General features: G+C 59.8%; 17 protein-coding genes. 15 read left to right on the top strand and 2 right to left on the bottom strand.

Annotated features, from left to right (window positions below):
* Positions 1-19: 19 nt before the first annotated feature.
* Together ACQ4MY_RS21040 and ACQ4MY_RS21035 are read right to left on the bottom strand one after the other, a co-directional pair.
* Positions 20-559, bottom strand: coding sequence for an AidA/PixA family protein (locus ACQ4MY_RS21040; protein ID WP_440096345.1), 540 nt, complete (start codon positions 557-559; stop codon positions 20-22).
* Positions 560-684: 125 nt separating this feature from the next.
* Entirely contained in the window at positions 685-1188 is a 504-nt protein-coding gene (locus ACQ4MY_RS21035; protein WP_008076892.1) for an inclusion body family protein, read from the bottom strand.
* A gap of 378 nt (positions 1189-1566) precedes the next feature.
* On the opposite strand from ACQ4MY_RS21035, the gene tam reads away from it, so the two are divergent.
* The 15 genes from tam to ACQ4MY_RS20960 all read left to right on the top strand — a co-directional run bounded on the left by tam (position 1567) and on the right by ACQ4MY_RS20960 (position 15048).
* Positions 1567-2337, top strand: coding sequence for a trans-aconitate 2-methyltransferase (gene tam, locus ACQ4MY_RS21030; RefSeq protein ID WP_440096343.1), 771 nt, complete (start codon positions 1567-1569; stop codon positions 2335-2337).
* 163 nt (positions 2338-2500) lie between these two features.
* Positions 2501-3502: an ATP-grasp domain-containing protein gene (locus tag ACQ4MY_RS21025; RefSeq protein ID WP_008076896.1), complete on the top strand. Its 1002-nt coding sequence runs from the start codon at positions 2501-2503 to the stop codon at positions 3500-3502.
* Between the two features lie 93 nt (positions 3503-3595).
* On the top strand, positions 3596-4735 hold the full coding sequence (locus tag ACQ4MY_RS21020) for a trypsin-like peptidase domain-containing protein (RefSeq protein WP_440096342.1): 1140 nt from the start codon (positions 3596-3598) through the stop codon (positions 4733-4735).
* A 72-nt stretch (positions 4736-4807) separates the two neighbouring features.
* Positions 4808-5935: a phosphoribosyltransferase domain-containing protein gene (locus tag ACQ4MY_RS21015; protein WP_440096341.1), complete on the top strand. Its 1128-nt coding sequence runs from the start codon at positions 4808-4810 to the stop codon at positions 5933-5935.
* Positions 5925-6683 carry a hypothetical protein gene (locus ACQ4MY_RS21010; RefSeq protein WP_008077962.1) on the top strand — a complete coding sequence of 253 codons (759 nt, stop codon included), beginning with the start codon at positions 5925-5927 and terminating at the stop codon, positions 6681-6683. The genes ACQ4MY_RS21015 and ACQ4MY_RS21010 overlap by 11 nt, the downstream gene beginning before the upstream one ends.
* On the top strand, positions 6676-7770 hold the full coding sequence (locus ACQ4MY_RS21005; RefSeq protein WP_440096340.1) for a cysteine protease StiP family protein: 1095 nt from the start codon (positions 6676-6678) through the stop codon (positions 7768-7770). Before ACQ4MY_RS21010 ends, ACQ4MY_RS21005 begins: the two co-directional genes overlap by 8 nt.
* Positions 7770-8720 (top strand): HpcH/HpaI aldolase/citrate lyase family protein, encoded by a 951-nt coding sequence (locus tag ACQ4MY_RS21000; RefSeq protein ID WP_008077958.1) that lies wholly within the window; start codon positions 7770-7772, stop codon positions 8718-8720. The genes ACQ4MY_RS21005 and ACQ4MY_RS21000 overlap by 1 nt, the downstream gene beginning before the upstream one ends.
* Complete coding sequence (locus tag ACQ4MY_RS20995; protein ID WP_440096339.1) at positions 8717-9472, top strand: HAD family hydrolase; 756 nt, start codon at positions 8717-8719, stop codon at positions 9470-9472. Before ACQ4MY_RS21000 ends, ACQ4MY_RS20995 begins: the two co-directional genes overlap by 4 nt.
* A gap of 2 nt (positions 9473-9474) precedes the next feature.
* Entirely contained in the window at positions 9475-10059 is a 585-nt protein-coding gene (locus ACQ4MY_RS20990) for a TerD family protein (RefSeq protein ID WP_008077954.1), read from the top strand.
* Positions 10059-11240, top strand: coding sequence for a TerD family protein (locus ACQ4MY_RS20985; protein WP_158833678.1), 1182 nt, complete (start codon positions 10059-10061; stop codon positions 11238-11240). The genes ACQ4MY_RS20990 and ACQ4MY_RS20985 overlap by 1 nt, the downstream gene beginning before the upstream one ends.
* 45 nt (positions 11241-11285) lie before the next feature.
* Positions 11286-11735, top strand: coding sequence for a tellurite resistance TerB family protein (locus ACQ4MY_RS20980; protein WP_008083529.1), 450 nt, complete (start codon positions 11286-11288; stop codon positions 11733-11735).
* Positions 11736-11779: 44 nt separating this feature from the next.
* Positions 11780-12781: a TerC/Alx family metal homeostasis membrane protein gene (locus ACQ4MY_RS20975; protein ID WP_052635297.1), complete on the top strand. Its 1002-nt coding sequence runs from the start codon at positions 11780-11782 to the stop codon at positions 12779-12781.
* Positions 12782-12812: 31 nt separating this feature from the next.
* Entirely contained in the window at positions 12813-13388 is a 576-nt protein-coding gene (locus ACQ4MY_RS20970; RefSeq protein WP_008083532.1) for a TerD family protein, read from the top strand.
* A gap of 27 nt (positions 13389-13415) precedes the next feature.
* Positions 13416-13994, top strand: a complete 579-nt coding sequence (locus ACQ4MY_RS20965; protein ID WP_008083534.1) for a TerD family protein — start codon at positions 13416-13418, stop codon at positions 13992-13994.
* A gap of 100 nt (positions 13995-14094) precedes the next feature.
* Positions 14095-15048 carry a hypothetical protein gene (locus tag ACQ4MY_RS20960; RefSeq protein WP_440096338.1) on the top strand — a complete coding sequence of 318 codons (954 nt, stop codon included), beginning with the start codon at positions 14095-14097 and terminating at the stop codon, positions 15046-15048.
* Positions 15049-15063 lie beyond the last annotated feature (15 nt).

Below are 15063 nucleotides of genomic sequence, written 5' to 3'. Positions count from 1 at the left end.
GAGGCCGGTTTTTTATCGCCTACTCAGTGATTTCCATGCCTACGGTCCAACTGAAATACCCCACAGCCTCACACTGCTGATTCACCAGCATGAAACTCAACTCGCACTGCTCGACCCCGATACCCTTCGCCGTGCAAGCCCAAAAGTGATCATCTGCCTTGTGGCTGCCGGGTACCGTCGGGTTTGCAGGGTCGGGAGCGGGGACGGTGAGGTGCGTGTGGACTTCCAGGGCCGGTTCTGAAACCACGTCGCTGCTGGCGACGGTCATGCGATAGATGACGACGCTGTGCTCGGCGATCAGGCTGATGGATCGTCCACGAAAATGCAGGAGGCGGCCGATCTCGATTGGCAGTGTCACTTTGCTGTCATTTATAACTATTTCTTTCGAGTTATTACCCGCAGCGAAAAAGACCAGGCCATCGGCAATGCCTGTTGGCGCGGCCGGGTCCAGGCTGGAGTCCGGATGACGCGTCAGCATTGACTCGGCATCCACGATCAGCAAGATATTGTGTGCATCTGTAGCGGCAGAAGAGGGCGAGGGAATGGGTTCGGAAGTCATCATGGATTCCTTTCATGATGTTGGCACAAGACGGCAACCGCTTCGGTCAAGGCAAGACATCCTGTTCCGGCCGGGGCGGCAACGGATCGGTTGAGCCCCTCTTGGTCGAGGGGCCCTGAACATCATCAGTTATGAATGGAGATGAACGGATCCCACGAGCAGCAGCCGATGATCTGGCAGTTGCGATCGACGATCAGGAAGTGGAAGTGATAGGTCACGCGACCGCAGTCCAGGGTCTCCGACGACCAATAATGGTTATCGACTTTCTGGCAGCTGGGGACGGATGGGTTTTCCCGATTGGGCACCGCGACACAAGCTGTAGCCTTGCGCGGCGAGGGTGGCGAGATCAGGTCAGCACCGGCATTGCCGATGAACTTGTAGAAAATTACCGCCTGTTCGAAGCTCTGCGACAGGCTTGTTTCGCGCCAGCGGATCAGGTCGCCGACCTGAGCCTTGAGGTCCAGCTCGCCACCGGCCTGGCCACTGACGACGTTATCCTGATTGGTGACCATGTACACATGATGCCAGTCGATCAGCGTGGGGTTCTTCGGGTCTTTGCTGATGTTTGGATATTTTTTCAGAATGGTTTCGGTGTCGATAGAGACCAGAATATCCGTAACTCGAGACATGGTAACGCTCCTTTTTTCAGAGTGACCGTCGCGCCTGAATCCAGGTAAGACGACGCTTGCTTGCCGTGTGGCTTACGCGAGCACACTACTGGGGGGAACCCACCGGTCATGAGGTATGAGCAGGCCGTGCTCCTTGCACGAAGACGAGAGAATCGGGTTCCTTCCGACTGCCGCCACTTGACTATAGGTAGATTTTTTTTGCTGTCAAAATCGCTTTTGTCTGGCTCGACGGACGGTCAGAAACGCGATAGGCACCTAAGCATTGGCGATAAAGAACGGTCTTCGCAGACATGCTTTGAAATGAGTCGCTCTGGAGCGAATCACGATGCAACCTGTATTGTAACCAACCGCTGCAACACCCCCTGACAGGAGAACGCAATGAGTTGGTCTGCCCAGCAATATGTCGCCTTCGAAGATGAACGTACCCGGCCGGCGCGCGATCTGCTGGCGGCGATTCCATTGGCTGAAGCGCGCTCGGTCATCGACATCGGTTGCGGCCCGGGCAACTCGACCGAACTCCTGGTGCAGCGCTTTCCGGGGGCAGGCGTCAGCGGACTGGACAGCTCGGCTGACATGATCGAGGCCGCACGCAAGCGCTTGCCGCAGTTGCAGTTCGAGGTGGGCGACATTGATCAATGGGCTGACGAAGGCCGCTTCGATGTGATTTTCGCCAATGCGGTGTTGCAGTGGGTGCCGGACCATGCGGCGTTATTGCCGGCGCTGGCAGGCAGGTTGTCGTCCGGTGGCAGTCTGGCGATCCAGATGCCGGACAACCTCAATGAGCCGTCTCATCGGCTGATGCGTGAAGTCGCAGCCAATGGTCCGTGGGCCGGCAAACTGGCAGGGGCAGCAGGTCAGCGCACCGATATGGCGAGCGCCAGCGATTATTTTTCCATGCTGCGACCGCTCTGTGCGCGAGTCGATGTGTGGCGTACCACCTACCATCATCAATTGACTGGCGGGGCGGCGGGCGTGGTTGAGTGGTTCAAGGGCAGTGGTCTGATCCCGTTTCTCAACCCGTTGAGCGAGGCCGAGCAGGCAGCGTTTCTGGAGCAATACCAGGCGCAAGTCGAAGAGGCCTATCCGGCGCTGGCTGATGGTTCGGTACTGTTGCCGTTCCCGCGGTTGTTCATTGTCGCAACCCGATAATCCTCAGGGGCGTTGCGCGTGGCATTTGCCGAGGCAGGCCATTTGCACTGTACCCCTTGAGTTTGCACCGCAAGTCGGTACTGTCCGCTCCAACAGTGGAGGTCGGCGAATTTTTCATGTGTTCTACGGCTTTCGGCGCATCGACAAGGGAGGGTAACAAATAGTGATCTGGTTTCTCGAAGGGCAGTCCAGTCAACGGGACATCATTCTCGGCGCGCGCGAAGCGTTGCCGGCTGAGGTGAAGATTTACGCCTCGCATCGACAGGATCGTCCCGAAATCACTTCGGTTGCCGACGTCAGCTTTGTCGAGCCTGCGGACAATCAGGAGCGCATCGATTGGGTCATTGCCACCGCGCAGGCTCATCAGATCAAGGTTGTACTGGCCGGTCGTGTGGGTCGGGAGTTCGAACACGCCCGTGAGCGCTTCGAGCGCGCCGGGCTGGTGTTGGTCACCGGCGCACTGTCGCTCGACACGTTTGACCTGGTCGACGACAAAAGCCGCTTCACGGCTGAGGCGGAGCGCGCGGGTCTGGCCTGCGTGCCGGCAATCACCGCGTCGAATGCCGAGGAACTGCAAGCGGCTTACCAGATGTTATCGGCGTCGGGGGAAGTCTGCGTCAAACCTGCCGTGGGCATTTACGGTCAGGGTTTCTGGCGGTTCAAGGCCAGTGCCGACCCTTTTCGCTGCTTCGCCAACCCCGATGTGCGTGAAGTGAACTTCGACATCTATATGCACGGCTACCGTTCGGCACTGACGCCGCCACCACCGATGCTGGTCATGCCGTACATGGCGGGCAGCGAATGTTCGGTGGACATGGTCTGCGAAGCCGGGCGCCCGGTTGCGTTCGTCGGCCGTCGCAAGAAAGGCCTGCATCAACTCTGCGAGCGTGAAGGGGCGGCGATCGAGCTTGCCTTGAAGGCCGCCGAGCACTTCAAGTGTGACGGTATCGTCAATGTTCAGACCCGTGACGACGCAGACGGTAACCCGCACCTGCTAGAGATCAACGCGCGTTATTCCGGCGGCGTCGGCTACACCCGGGCGGCCGGAGTGAACCTGGCGGGGATTTTTGCCGCTCGTCGGCTAGGCTTGCCCGAGCCCCAAGGGATTTGGCGACCAGACGTGCGGGTAAAGGGGATCACCGTTGCGGCGGTAGCATCACCCTGATATTAAATAGGCCTATGAAGTCTGATACCATTTGCTCGTTTGCGTCGACCGGCACAGACCCACGCAGGAAGCAATCCAAGGAGTTTTCAAGGAATGATGGTGCTAGCGCCTGGCGCAAACACCGCAGTATCAAGCGCCCGGAGTGAATGGACTCTGGAATGTGGTAACTCTTCGGCTTTCGGGGAGTACGCCGCAGTTGCCATATTGCCGGTTGATGAAAAACGCCGCCCGAAAGGTGATCCTGCCCTCTTTCAGACGCCACGCGCCTGGATGGAATGGGTCGAGGACCAGCAGAAAGTCGGCTGCAAGCTGAAACTGGACGAAATCCCGGCGGGCAGCGATCGCGTGCTCCTGGTGGTGTACACCTTTTCTGCTGCGGGGCCGGTGAGTGAGCTGAAAAACCTGCGCCTGCAGGTTGATGGCCAGATTGATTACGCGCTGGACCTTGGCGAAAACGGCGAGTCCGCCATCATCATTGGCGAGTTCTACCGCCGAAATGACCAATGGAAATTTCGTGCGCTGGCTGAAGGCTCTGCCTACGGCCTCGCGGCGCTTGGCCGGCGTATCGGTCTGGATATCGACGACGCCCATCCCAATGGCCGCTCCAGTGGCTCAGGCTCCGGTCGACCGCCGAGCAGCGCCACCGGCACGGCGTTCGCCGTCTCTGCCACCCATGTCATGACCTGCGCCCACGTCATTGAAGGCATGCGTGAGATCCACATTGCCTCGTTTGACGGGCGTTATCGCGCCGATCCCGTTGTGGTTGATCGACGCAACGACATCGCTCTGCTGCGGGTGATCGATTGCCCGGCATTGAAACCGGTGGCGTTCAAGTCCGGCTTCGGTTGCGATCTGGGCGAAGCCATTGTCGCGCTGGGGTTTCCTTTGGCCGGTTTTGCCGGCGGTGGTGTCCACGTCACTCAGGGCGGTGTGTCGGCCCTGTTCGGTTTGCACAACGACGCCAGCCTGCTGCAGTTCACCGCAGCCATCCAGCCGGGCTCCAGCGGCAGCCCGCTCTTCGATTCTTCCGGGGCCGTGATCGGTCTCGTCACCTCATCCATACCTGACGCACAGAACATGAACTTTGCGGTGAAAGCCTCACTGTTGAGCTCTTTTCTCGATGCCTGCCGTGTTGACGGCAGAAAACATGCATCTGGCCAGACCTTTACCGCAGCCCAACTGGCACGCGAAGCACAAGCTTCGATGTGGCGGGTGGAAGCCACAAATCTCTGATTCATCTTTGAATTGCAAACTTACGGAAGAGGCACTGGATCTTCGGTTCAGTGCCAAGGCAGGAAATTGTTAATGGAATCAAATGCAGCAACGCAAGCGCTGAGCGCACAACTGATGCGCGGGCGTCTCGACGTCAACGTTGATGATGCTGTCATTGCCCCCGACTCACTGTTCGGCTTCGCCGAGCGTCGTAATCCGAAGCGGGCATTCCTGTTCGTCTCCAAAGTACTCGGACGACACATTCCTGTGCGTCCATCGGTAATGGTCGCCAGTTTTGAAAGCCTGGCGGCAGAAATTCCGGCTGACTTGCCAGGCCCTGTGCTGGTCATCGGCATGGCTGAAACCGCTGTCGGCCTCGGTGCCGGTGTGCACCGCGCCTACAGCGCCACCCGGCCTGATACGGTGTACATGGTCAGCACCCGTCATCCCACGGGCACCGAGTTGTTCACCCGTTTCGAAGAGGAACACAGCCACGCCAGCGCGCACCTGATTCACTTGCCGGTTGATGCCCAAGTGCGGGAGCAGATGCTCAATGCGCGCTCGTTGGTGCTGGTCGATGACGAAGCCTCGACGGGCAAGACGTTCATCAATCTGCATCGCGCGCTGGTCGATGCCGGTCTGGATAAAGTCGAGCAGGTCGTGACTTGCGTGCTGACCGACTGGTCCGGCGGCGCCGTGCGCGAGGCACTGGGCGATAGCGTGCACCAGGTGTCGCTGCTGAAAGGCTCGTATGAATTTTTTGAAGACACCGATGCGCCGCTGCCGGACATGCCAGCCGTTGGCACCATCGCCGCCGGTGATTGGCCGGTAAATGCGGACAACGACTGGGGCCGTCTGGGTGTGCGCAGCGTCGCCGATACCCTGGCGCCTGCGCTTCACGTAGAGCCTGGTGAGAAAATTCTGGTGGTGGGTACCAGCGAGTTTGTCTGGCGTCCGTTCCTGCTGGCCGAACGCCTGGAGCGCGCGGGTGTCGATGTGCATTTCAGTTCGACCAGCCGCTCGCCGATTGCCCTGGGCCATGCGATCGAGCATGCCTTGTCGTTTGCCGACAACTACGGGCTGGGCATTGCCAATTTCCTCTACAACGTCCGTCCGGGTCAGTTCGATCGGGTGCTGATCTGCTCGGAAACCCCGCAGCAGGCGGTGTCTGCCGAACTGTTGAAAACACTGAATGCGCAGGTGATCGTTGATGCAAAGTAATCGCCCGCTGGCGTTGGTCGATCTCGACGACACGTTGTTTCAGACCGCGCGCAAGATGCCCGAAGGTACACCGCGCCACACAGCGACCCTGGATGTCGACGGTCAGCCCAACGGCTACATGAGCCCGGTGCAGAAATCGATGGCCGAGTGGCTGCTGGCAACCACCGACGTGGTCCCGGTCACGGCGCGCAGCGTGGAAGCGTTCAGCCGCGTCCGGTTGCCTTTCCGGCAGGGCGCGATTTGCTCCCATGGCGGGGTGATTCTTGGTGCCGACGGCAAGCTTGATCAGGCCTGGCAGGCGCGCATGAGCGATATCCTTGCGGCCTATCAAAGCCGTCTGCCGGAGCTGAGCGAAGCGACACTCGCCATCGGCAAGCAGCTCGGTATCTCGTTGCGTGGCTGGGTGGTCGAAGAAGAGGGCCTGCGCCACTATGTGGTGACCAAACACAACGAAAGCAGTGACGAAGTGCTCAACGCCGTGCTGGCGGAAGTTCAGTCCCAGGGCTTGCTCGAGGGCATGCACGTTCACGCCAACAGCAACAATCTGGCCTTCCTGCCTCAGGGCCTGTCCAAGCAGGCGGCGGTGCAGGAATGGTTGCGCCGTGATCGCGAAGCCAACGGCGAGCGTCCGCTGCTCGGCTTCGGCGACAGCATTACCGACCTGGCATTCATGCAAGAGTGTCACTGGTGGGTGACCCCGACGCGCAGCCAGTTGGCCAAACGCGTAGAGGCATCGGTTCATGAGTAAGGCCATCTCCAGCCTGGTGACGGTGGGCAGCGCGAGCTACGCGTCGGATGACGTGCACTTCCTGCTGCAAGCCGTGCAGATGGACGTGACCGACGTCGAGGAAAAAGAGCGCCTGATTCAAACGAAGCAGAAGCACTATTCCGAAATGATCAGCCTGGAAAGTGCGCCCAGCGATATTCACAAGGCGCTCTACGAGCGTGTCCTGGCGCAGAACGGCGCGCGCATGGCCGCCGATGTGCAAGCCCTGGCGCTGGGTTTGAACGAAGCCTGCAACGGCCCGTCGATTGTCCTGGTGTCGTTCGTGCGCGCCGGTCTGCCGCTGGGTGTGCTGCTGCGTCGCGCGCTGATCGAGATGGGCCGCGAAACCTATCATTACGGCATCAGCATCGTCCGTGATCGGGGTATCGATACTGTGGCGCTGGAAGCCATCATCGAGGCCCATGGCGCCGAGAACATCATCTTTGTCGATGGCTGGACCGGCAAGGGCGCGATCTGCGGTGAAATCCAGCGCAGCCTCGGCGATGACGCGCGTTTCCCGAAACTGCCGCGCCTGGTCGTGCTGGCGGACCCGTGCGGTCGCGCATGGATGGCGGCGTCTGCCGAGGACTGGGTGATTCCGTCCGGCATCCTCGGGGCGACCGTCTCCGGTCTGGTGTCCCGCTCGATCTGGCCGGAAAACGGCGGACTGCACGGCTGCGTGGTGTACGACCACCTGCGCGAGCACGACGTGACGCAAGCGTTCATCGAGCACATTGAAGTGCAGCGCAAAGCCTTGGGCGACGTTGCCAAAGCCACGCCGTGGAGTGAAGAACAACGTCGCGAACTGCAGGGCGCGGCGACCCATGTCGTTGAATCACTGGCAGCACGTTTTGAGATAACCAACCTCAACCGGGTCAAGCCTGGCATCGCCGAAGCGACGCGCGCCGTGCTGCGCCGCGTTCCGCACCACGTGTTGATCCGCAACCGCAACGACAGCGACGTGCAATTGCTCATGCATTTGACCGAAGCGGCCGGCGTACCGGTGGAAGAGGTCGGTGCACAGTTGGGGCCTTACCGTGCCGTGACGATCATTCGGAGCCTGGGCTGATGAAAACCCTTTCTCCCTATGCCCTCGGCGCCACCCTCTACATGCCGGCCACCCGCGCTGACCTGCTCGATGTGGTGTTCCGCAACAAGCTGCCGGAGCTGCGCTCGCTGGTGGTGTGCCTGGAAGACGCGGTTGCCGATATTGATATCGCGACGGCGCTGGCCAACCTGCATGGCCTGTTGACGGTCATCGATCAGCGCGGCGGTCGTCCCGAAGACGGCCCGTTGCTGTTCGTGCGGCCGCGCGACTCGGAGATGGCGGCGGTACTCAACGACTGGCCGCTGATGGCGCACGTCGATGGCTTCGTCATCCCGAAACTGACCCTGGCCAATCTTGGCGCCTGGGAGCAGGCCGTGACCAATCCGGCGTTGTTCCTGATGCCGACGCTGGAAACCACCGACGTATTCAATCCCACGGCCATGGTCGAATTGGGGCAGGCACTCAAGGCCAGCCTCAATCAGCGCATCATCGCCTTGCGCATTGGCGGCAACGACTTGATGGGCAGCCTCGGTCTTCGGCGTAATCCGACCACCACGCTGTACAGCACGCCGATGGGGTACGTGATCCCGATGCTGGCCGGCGTCATGGGCTCGCAGGGCTTTGCATTGACCGCGCCGGTGTTCGAGCAGTTGGCATCGCCGCATCTGCTCAAGGAAGAACTGGAACTCGATATCGCCCATGGCCTGGTTGGCAAGACGGCGATTCATCCGAGCCAGATCGAGATCATTCAGGACACCTTGCGCGTCAGCCTTGAAGACTTCAACAGCGCCAAGCTGATCGTCAGCGACGTGGCCCCGGCCGTATTCCGCCACAACGACGCGATGTGCGAGCCTGCTACGCACTACCGGTGGGCAGTGAAAATCCTTGAGCGCGCGCAGTGGCACGGCATCCGTCAGGCGGAAGTCGGTGTCGGTGAAAGCGCGATTCGTCTGGCGGAGGTGTCAGGATGATAGAACAGATCGACAGCCCTGGAGCACCGCCACGGCCGGTTTTGGCGGTGTTCGATTTCGACGGCACGCTGACCCGGCACGACAGTTTTGTGCCGTTCCTGAAGTTCGCCTTCGGCAAGCGCGAGTTCAATCGTCGCCTGCTTCGGCTGGCCTTGCCCAGCCTGCGGTTCGTCGCCCGGCGGATGAGCCGTGACGAACTCAAGGCGCAACTGATCCGCACGTTTCTCTCGGGCGTGAAGCTTGAGTGGCTGCAACAGCACGCCGCGAGTTATTGCGCGCAGGCCTGGCCGCGCCTGATGCGCCCGTCAGGGTTGCTGGCCATTGAGGCCGAACTCAAATCCGGAGCTGTAGTGACCCTGTGTTCCGCCTCGCCTGCGCTGGTATTGCAGCCTTTCGCCGACCGTCTGGGCGTGAAGTTGATCGGTACGGAACTGGAAGTGGTGGACGGCTTACTGACCGGACACATCACCGGCAACAACTGCCGATGCGAAAACAAGGTTCTCAGGCTCGAAGCGGTTTACGGCAGCTTGCTGCAGTTCCGGATCCGCGCCTGGGGCGATACTCGCGGCGATCACGAGTTGCTGGCAGCGGCTGAAGATGCGCACTGGCGGCACTTTCACCCGACGTGGCGACGTGGCCGTCTGCGGGTGAGCAAAGCTAGTAATCCGGGCGTGCGTGATGCGCACACCGACCTGCATGGGGCGGGCAAACCTGATCGCTCCATGAACACCGATGACCAACAAGGAGCGTAACGATGGCACTTACCCTGAGTAAAAAACAGTCCATTTCCCTGGAAAAAACTGCCGGCACTGCGTTGTCCAGCGTCAGCCTCGGCCTGGGTTGGGATCCGGTAAAGGCCGGTTTTCTCGGCAAACTGATGGGCGGTGGCGGTGACATCGACCTCGATGCTTCGTGCATCCTGCTCGACGCCAGCCTCAAGCCTGTCGATCTGGTCTGGTTCCGTCAGCTCAAGTCCCAGGACGGCTCGATCCAGCACTCCGGTGACAACCGCACTGGCGAAGGCGCCGGTGACGACGAAACCATCCATGTTGACCTGCAGCGCCTGCCTGCGGTCGTCCAGCATCTGGTGTTCACCGTGAACAGCTTCACTGGCCAGAACTTCGAAAAAGTTGAAAACGCCTACTGCCGCATCATCAATGCCGGCAACAAAACCGAGCTGGCGCGCTTCAACCTGTCCGAGCGTGGCGCTCACACTGGCATCGTCATGGCGAGCCTGTCGCGCGACAACAATGACTGGAAGTTCACCGCTATCGGCGAGTCCACCCATGGCCGCACCGCCGATGACCTGATCAACCTGGCCACTCAGGCGCTGCGCTAATGGCCAGCCTTGCTCCGGGCGGCAACGCGCCAGTTGCCAGCGGCCCGCTTCGCGTCGACATCAATTACTCGCCCATTCCGGGCGCGGACATTGATGTCTCGGCCTTCGTTCTGGGAACCACGGCAAAGGTTCGCGGCGATGGCGACATGTGCTTTTACGGTCAGCCGAGCGTGCTCGGCGGTGCCGTGACCCTGGCGGATTCCTCGGCGGGGCGCGCGGTGTTCAACGTTGATCTGAGCCGTCTCGAACCGGCCGTGGAAAAGGTCGCGCTAACTGCCACGATCTACGAGAACAAAGCCAGCTTCGAGCGCGTCTCGCAGCTGTCGGTGGTGGTCTCGGGTGGCGTTGAAGCGCAGATCCCGACCAGCGGCATGAAGGAAACCGCGCTGATCCTCGGTGAGTTCTATCGCCGTCAGGGCGAGTGGAAATTCCGTTGTGTCGGTCAGGGTTTCAACGGCGGGCTCGAGCCACTGGCCAAGCATTTCGGCGTTGATGTCGCGGCTCCGGCTCCGGCTCCGGCAGCCGCGCCGACTCCGGCGCCAGTACCCGTGCCACCACCAGCACCGGCCGCGCCGAAGTCGACGATCAGCCTGAGCAAGGTCACCCTCGATAAAACACGCAGCTCCATCAGCCTGGAGAAGACTGCTGCCGGTTTCGGCGAGATCAAGGTCAACCTGAACTGGAACAAGCGCAGCTCCGGCGGCTTCTTCAAGAGCAGCACCTCGATCGACCTGGACGTCGGTTGTCTGTACGAGTTGCAGGACGGTGAAAAGGGCGTGGTTCAAGCCCTTGGCAACTGCTTCGGCAGCCTGAATCACGCACCGTACATCCAGTTGATGGGCGACGATCGTACCGGCTCTGTTGCCGGTGGCGAGTGGCTGCACATCAATGGCACCAAGTGGGCGGAAGTGCGACGGATCCTGATCTTCGCCTTCATCTACGAAGGCGCGCCGAACTGGCGGGAGACCGATGGTGTCGTGACCATCCACATCCCGAACCAGCCGGACATCGAGGTACGTCTCAACGAAGAGGGCGGACGTGATGGCATGTGCGCCATTGCCATGCTCGAAAACGTCAACGGCGCCGTCAAGGTGTCCCGGCGTGTGGACTTCCACCGTGGTCATTCGGCGGTGGACAAAGCCTATGGATGGGGCATGAGCTGGCGTGCCGGCTCGAAATAGTGACTTCGGCGGGGCTTGGGGCCCCGCCTTTCAGAGGACCTCAAAATGTTTGCATGGCTTAAAGAAAACGCGGCAATAGCCCGGGACAAACTGACCAGCGAGGTCAGCAAGTTCAAAAACCAGAAGTTCATGGATGCCGTGACAGCCGCCTGTGCACTTGTCGCCTCGGCCGACGGTGAGATCTCCTCTGCCGAGAAAACCAAGATGGCCGGGTTCATCAGCAACTCGCCGGAACTGAAAGTGTTCAACATGGCCGACGTCATCAAGTCGTTCAATGGTCACTGCGAAAAGTTCGAGTTCGACTATCAGATCGGTCAGGCGGAAGCGCTGAAGACCATCGGCAAGATCAAGAACGATGCCGGTGCCGGTCGTCTGCTGGTGCGCGTCGCCTGCGCCATCGGTGCGTCGGATGGCAACTTCGACGACAAAGAAAAAGCGGCTTGCCGTCAGATTTGCCTTGAGCTGGGTTTGAGCCCGGCTGATTTCGAACTTTAAGGAGCTGGACCTTGGACAGTCACATTGGATTTCCCCCGCTGACGATGGCGGTGTTCGTCGGGATCGCGGTGGGCGCGCTGCTGCTCGACATGGTCACCCATCGTGGCGACAAACCCATTTCGCTGGCTAAAGCCTCGATCTGGTCGATTTTCTGGATTGCGATCTCGCTGGCGTTTGCAGGCTTCCTGTACTACGAGCACGGGCCTGAGGTCGCGAGCCTGTTCGTCACCGGTTATGCGCTGGAGAAAGTTCTCAGCGTCGACAACCTCTTTGTATTCATGGCGATTTTCGCCTGGTTCAAAGTGCCGGATGGCATGCGCCACCGCGTTCTGTACTGGGGCATCATCGGTGCGATCGTGTTCCGCGGGATTTTCGTGGCGATCGGTACCGGCCTGCTGGCTTTCGGCCCATGGGTCGAAATCGTCTTCGCGGTGATCGTCGCCTGGACGGCCGTCATGATGTTGCGCAGCGGCGGTGATGACGAGGAAGAGGAAGACTATTCCAAGCACATGGCCTACCGCTTCGCACAAAAGCTTTTCCCGGTTTGGCCGAAGCTGTATGGCCACAACTTCTTCGTGTCGCGCAAGCAGCTCGAAGTGGAACTGAAAAAGCCTGAAAACCAGGGCATGTCGCTGGCAGCCAAGGGCACCATTTTTGCCACGCCGCTGTTCCTGTGCCTGGTGGTCGCGGAAGTTTCCGACGTGCTGTTCGCGTTCGACTCCGTACCGGCGGTGATCGCCGTGAGCCGTGAGCCGTTGATCGTCTACTCGGCCATGCTCTTCGCGATTCTGGGCCTGCGGACCATGTACTTCGTACTCGAAGCGCTGAAACGCTACCTGGTTCACCTGGAAAAATCGGTGATCGCGCTGTTGTTCTTCATTGCCGTCAAGCTGGGCTTGAATGCAACGGATCACATGTTCCACCACGGCTACACCATTGATGCGAACACCAGTTTGCTGATCGTAATGGTTGTATTGGCGATCGGTGTCGTTGCTAGTCTGATCTTCCCCGGAAAGGAAGAAGACGCACCGGTCGAAAACCAATAAGTAATCGTCTTTACCACAAGGAGTAATACCCATGGCACTGACTCTTCAAAAGGGTGCAAACCTGTCTCTGACCAAAACCGACCCGAGCCTGAGCAAGATTCTGGTAGGCCTGGGCTGGGACCCGCGTGCAACTGACGGCGCCGAGTTTGACCTGGACGCGAGCGCTCTTCTGCTGGGTGCTAACGGCAAGGTTCGCAGCGAAGCCGACTTCATTTTCTACAACCAGCTCAAGAGCCTGGACGGTTCGGTCGAGCACACTGGCGACAACCGCACAGGTGCAGGCGACGGCGACGACGAAGTGATCAAGGTCGACCTGAGCCGTATCCCGGCTGACGTGGACAAGGTTGTGTTCATCGTCACCATCCACGACGCCGAGTCGCGCAAGCAGAGCTTTGGCCAGGTCGGTGGTTCCTTCATTCGCGTCGTCAACGACGTGACCAGCGCCGAAGTGGTTCGCTACGACCTGGCTGAAGACGCTTCGACCGAAACGGCGATGGTCTTCGCTGAACTGTACCGCAACAACGGCGAGTGGAAATTCCGCGCCGTGGGTCAGGGTTACGCCGGTGGCCTGCGCGCCCTGGCCAACAACTACGGCATGAACTTCTAAACAACCCCCAGCAAAAGGAATCTGAACATGGCTGTAAGTCTGTCCAAAGGTGGCAACGTTTCGCTGTCCAAAGAAGCTCCTGGCTTGACCGAAGTGATCGTCGGCCTGGGTTGGGATCCGCGTGTTACTGACGGCACCGAGTTCGACCTCGATGCGTCGATTTTCATCGTCGGTGAAAACGGCAAAGTGCTCGACGACAACAGCTTCATTTTCTACAACAACAAAACCTCCGCCGACGGTTCCGTCGAGCACATGGGCGACAACCGCTCGGGCGCTGGCGAAGGTGATGACGAGCAAGCCACCGTCAAACTCAACGGTCTGGCTGCTGCTGTGAAGAAGCTGGTGTTTGCGGTAACCATCCACGACGCCGACGCTCGCAAGCAAAGCTTCGGTCAGGTATCGAACGCCTACATCCGTGTGGTCAACAAGGCTGACGGCAAGGAACTGGCTCGCTATGACCTGAGCGAAGACGCTTCGACCGAAACCGCGATGATCTTCGGTGAGCTGTATCGCAACGGTGAAGAGTTCAAGTTCAAGGCCATCGGCCAAGGTTTCGCCGGCGGCCTGAAGCCTCTGGCGGAAGCTCACGGTGTGAGCATCGGCTAACCCGAAAGGGTTGAGAAGGCCCCCTCGCGAGGGGGCTTTTTCTTGCCTGTCGTTTTTGCAGTATCAGGATTGAAAGGGAAGGGGAAACAGGGAGATGCAAATGTTTCGTGGAATGTGCGCGGCGGGCGTTCTGGCAATGTTGGCGGGCTGTGGTGCCTACGACGATTTCCAGGCCAACAATGCCGTGCAGCAATACCGAGAGTCGTGCATGGGTAATAACACCAACGAATGCGCGAGCAAGCTGGTCGATACCAACATCATCATGCTCGAGTTGGCCCGTGGCCATCTGGATCGTGATAAGGACGCATTGATCAAGAACATGGGCAAGGACGGGTACGAGCGCGTTGCCAGCACCGCCAATGGCCTGATCGACAGACTGATCAAAGAACAGCAAAGCAAACGTCCAGGCTTCTTCGCGCGCTGGTTCCTGGGCGAAGCGCAGCCGTTCGGCAGTTCGTCAAATTATCTCTTCACGGGCCCCGATATGCAGGAACTGCTTTCGGTTGTCACAGAAAAAGCTCGTAGCGACATGGTCGCCGAGTCGCGCGAGCCGATGTCGCCTACAGCTGCCATTTTGCTCGGCAAAGAGGTCGCTCCCGCAGCGCCCGCTGCTTCCGCCGCCGCTGAGCCGGCCGTCACCGCAACTGCGGCAGTGCCAGCAGCACTCGATGGCGCGGTTGACCGCATGATCGCCGCTGAATTGGCGAAGGACGGAGGCGATGAGTACAAGGAAGGCCGGCAGGTGGTTTTCGCCGACTTCAATGACGATGGCGTCAACGATGCCGTGGTGCTTTACACCATCGAAGGGCAGGGGGGCGGTAACGGTTATTTTCAGTCCCTGGCTACGTTCTACGCCGATGCCAATGGCTGGACCTATCGCAGCAGTCTCGTCGTGGGATCTAGCGTGCAGAACGTTCAGGTGCTCGATTCAAAAAAACTGGCGCTGAAAGTGCTTTCGGTCGGCCCCGACGATGCCAATTGCTGCCCGAGTGTCGAAAGCGTCGAACAGTACAAATGGAATGGCTCAACGTTTATCGCGATGCCAAGCGCTTGATTCGGCGCAGGGCTT

Origin of the sequence: Pseudomonas sp. SM4 (genome assembly GCF_051913165.1) — a bacterium.
GTDB lineage: Bacteria > Pseudomonadota > Gammaproteobacteria > Pseudomonadales > Pseudomonadaceae > Aquipseudomonas.
Note: the sequence above shows the minus strand (reverse complement) of the source record. Positions and strands in the feature narration are given on the sequence as shown.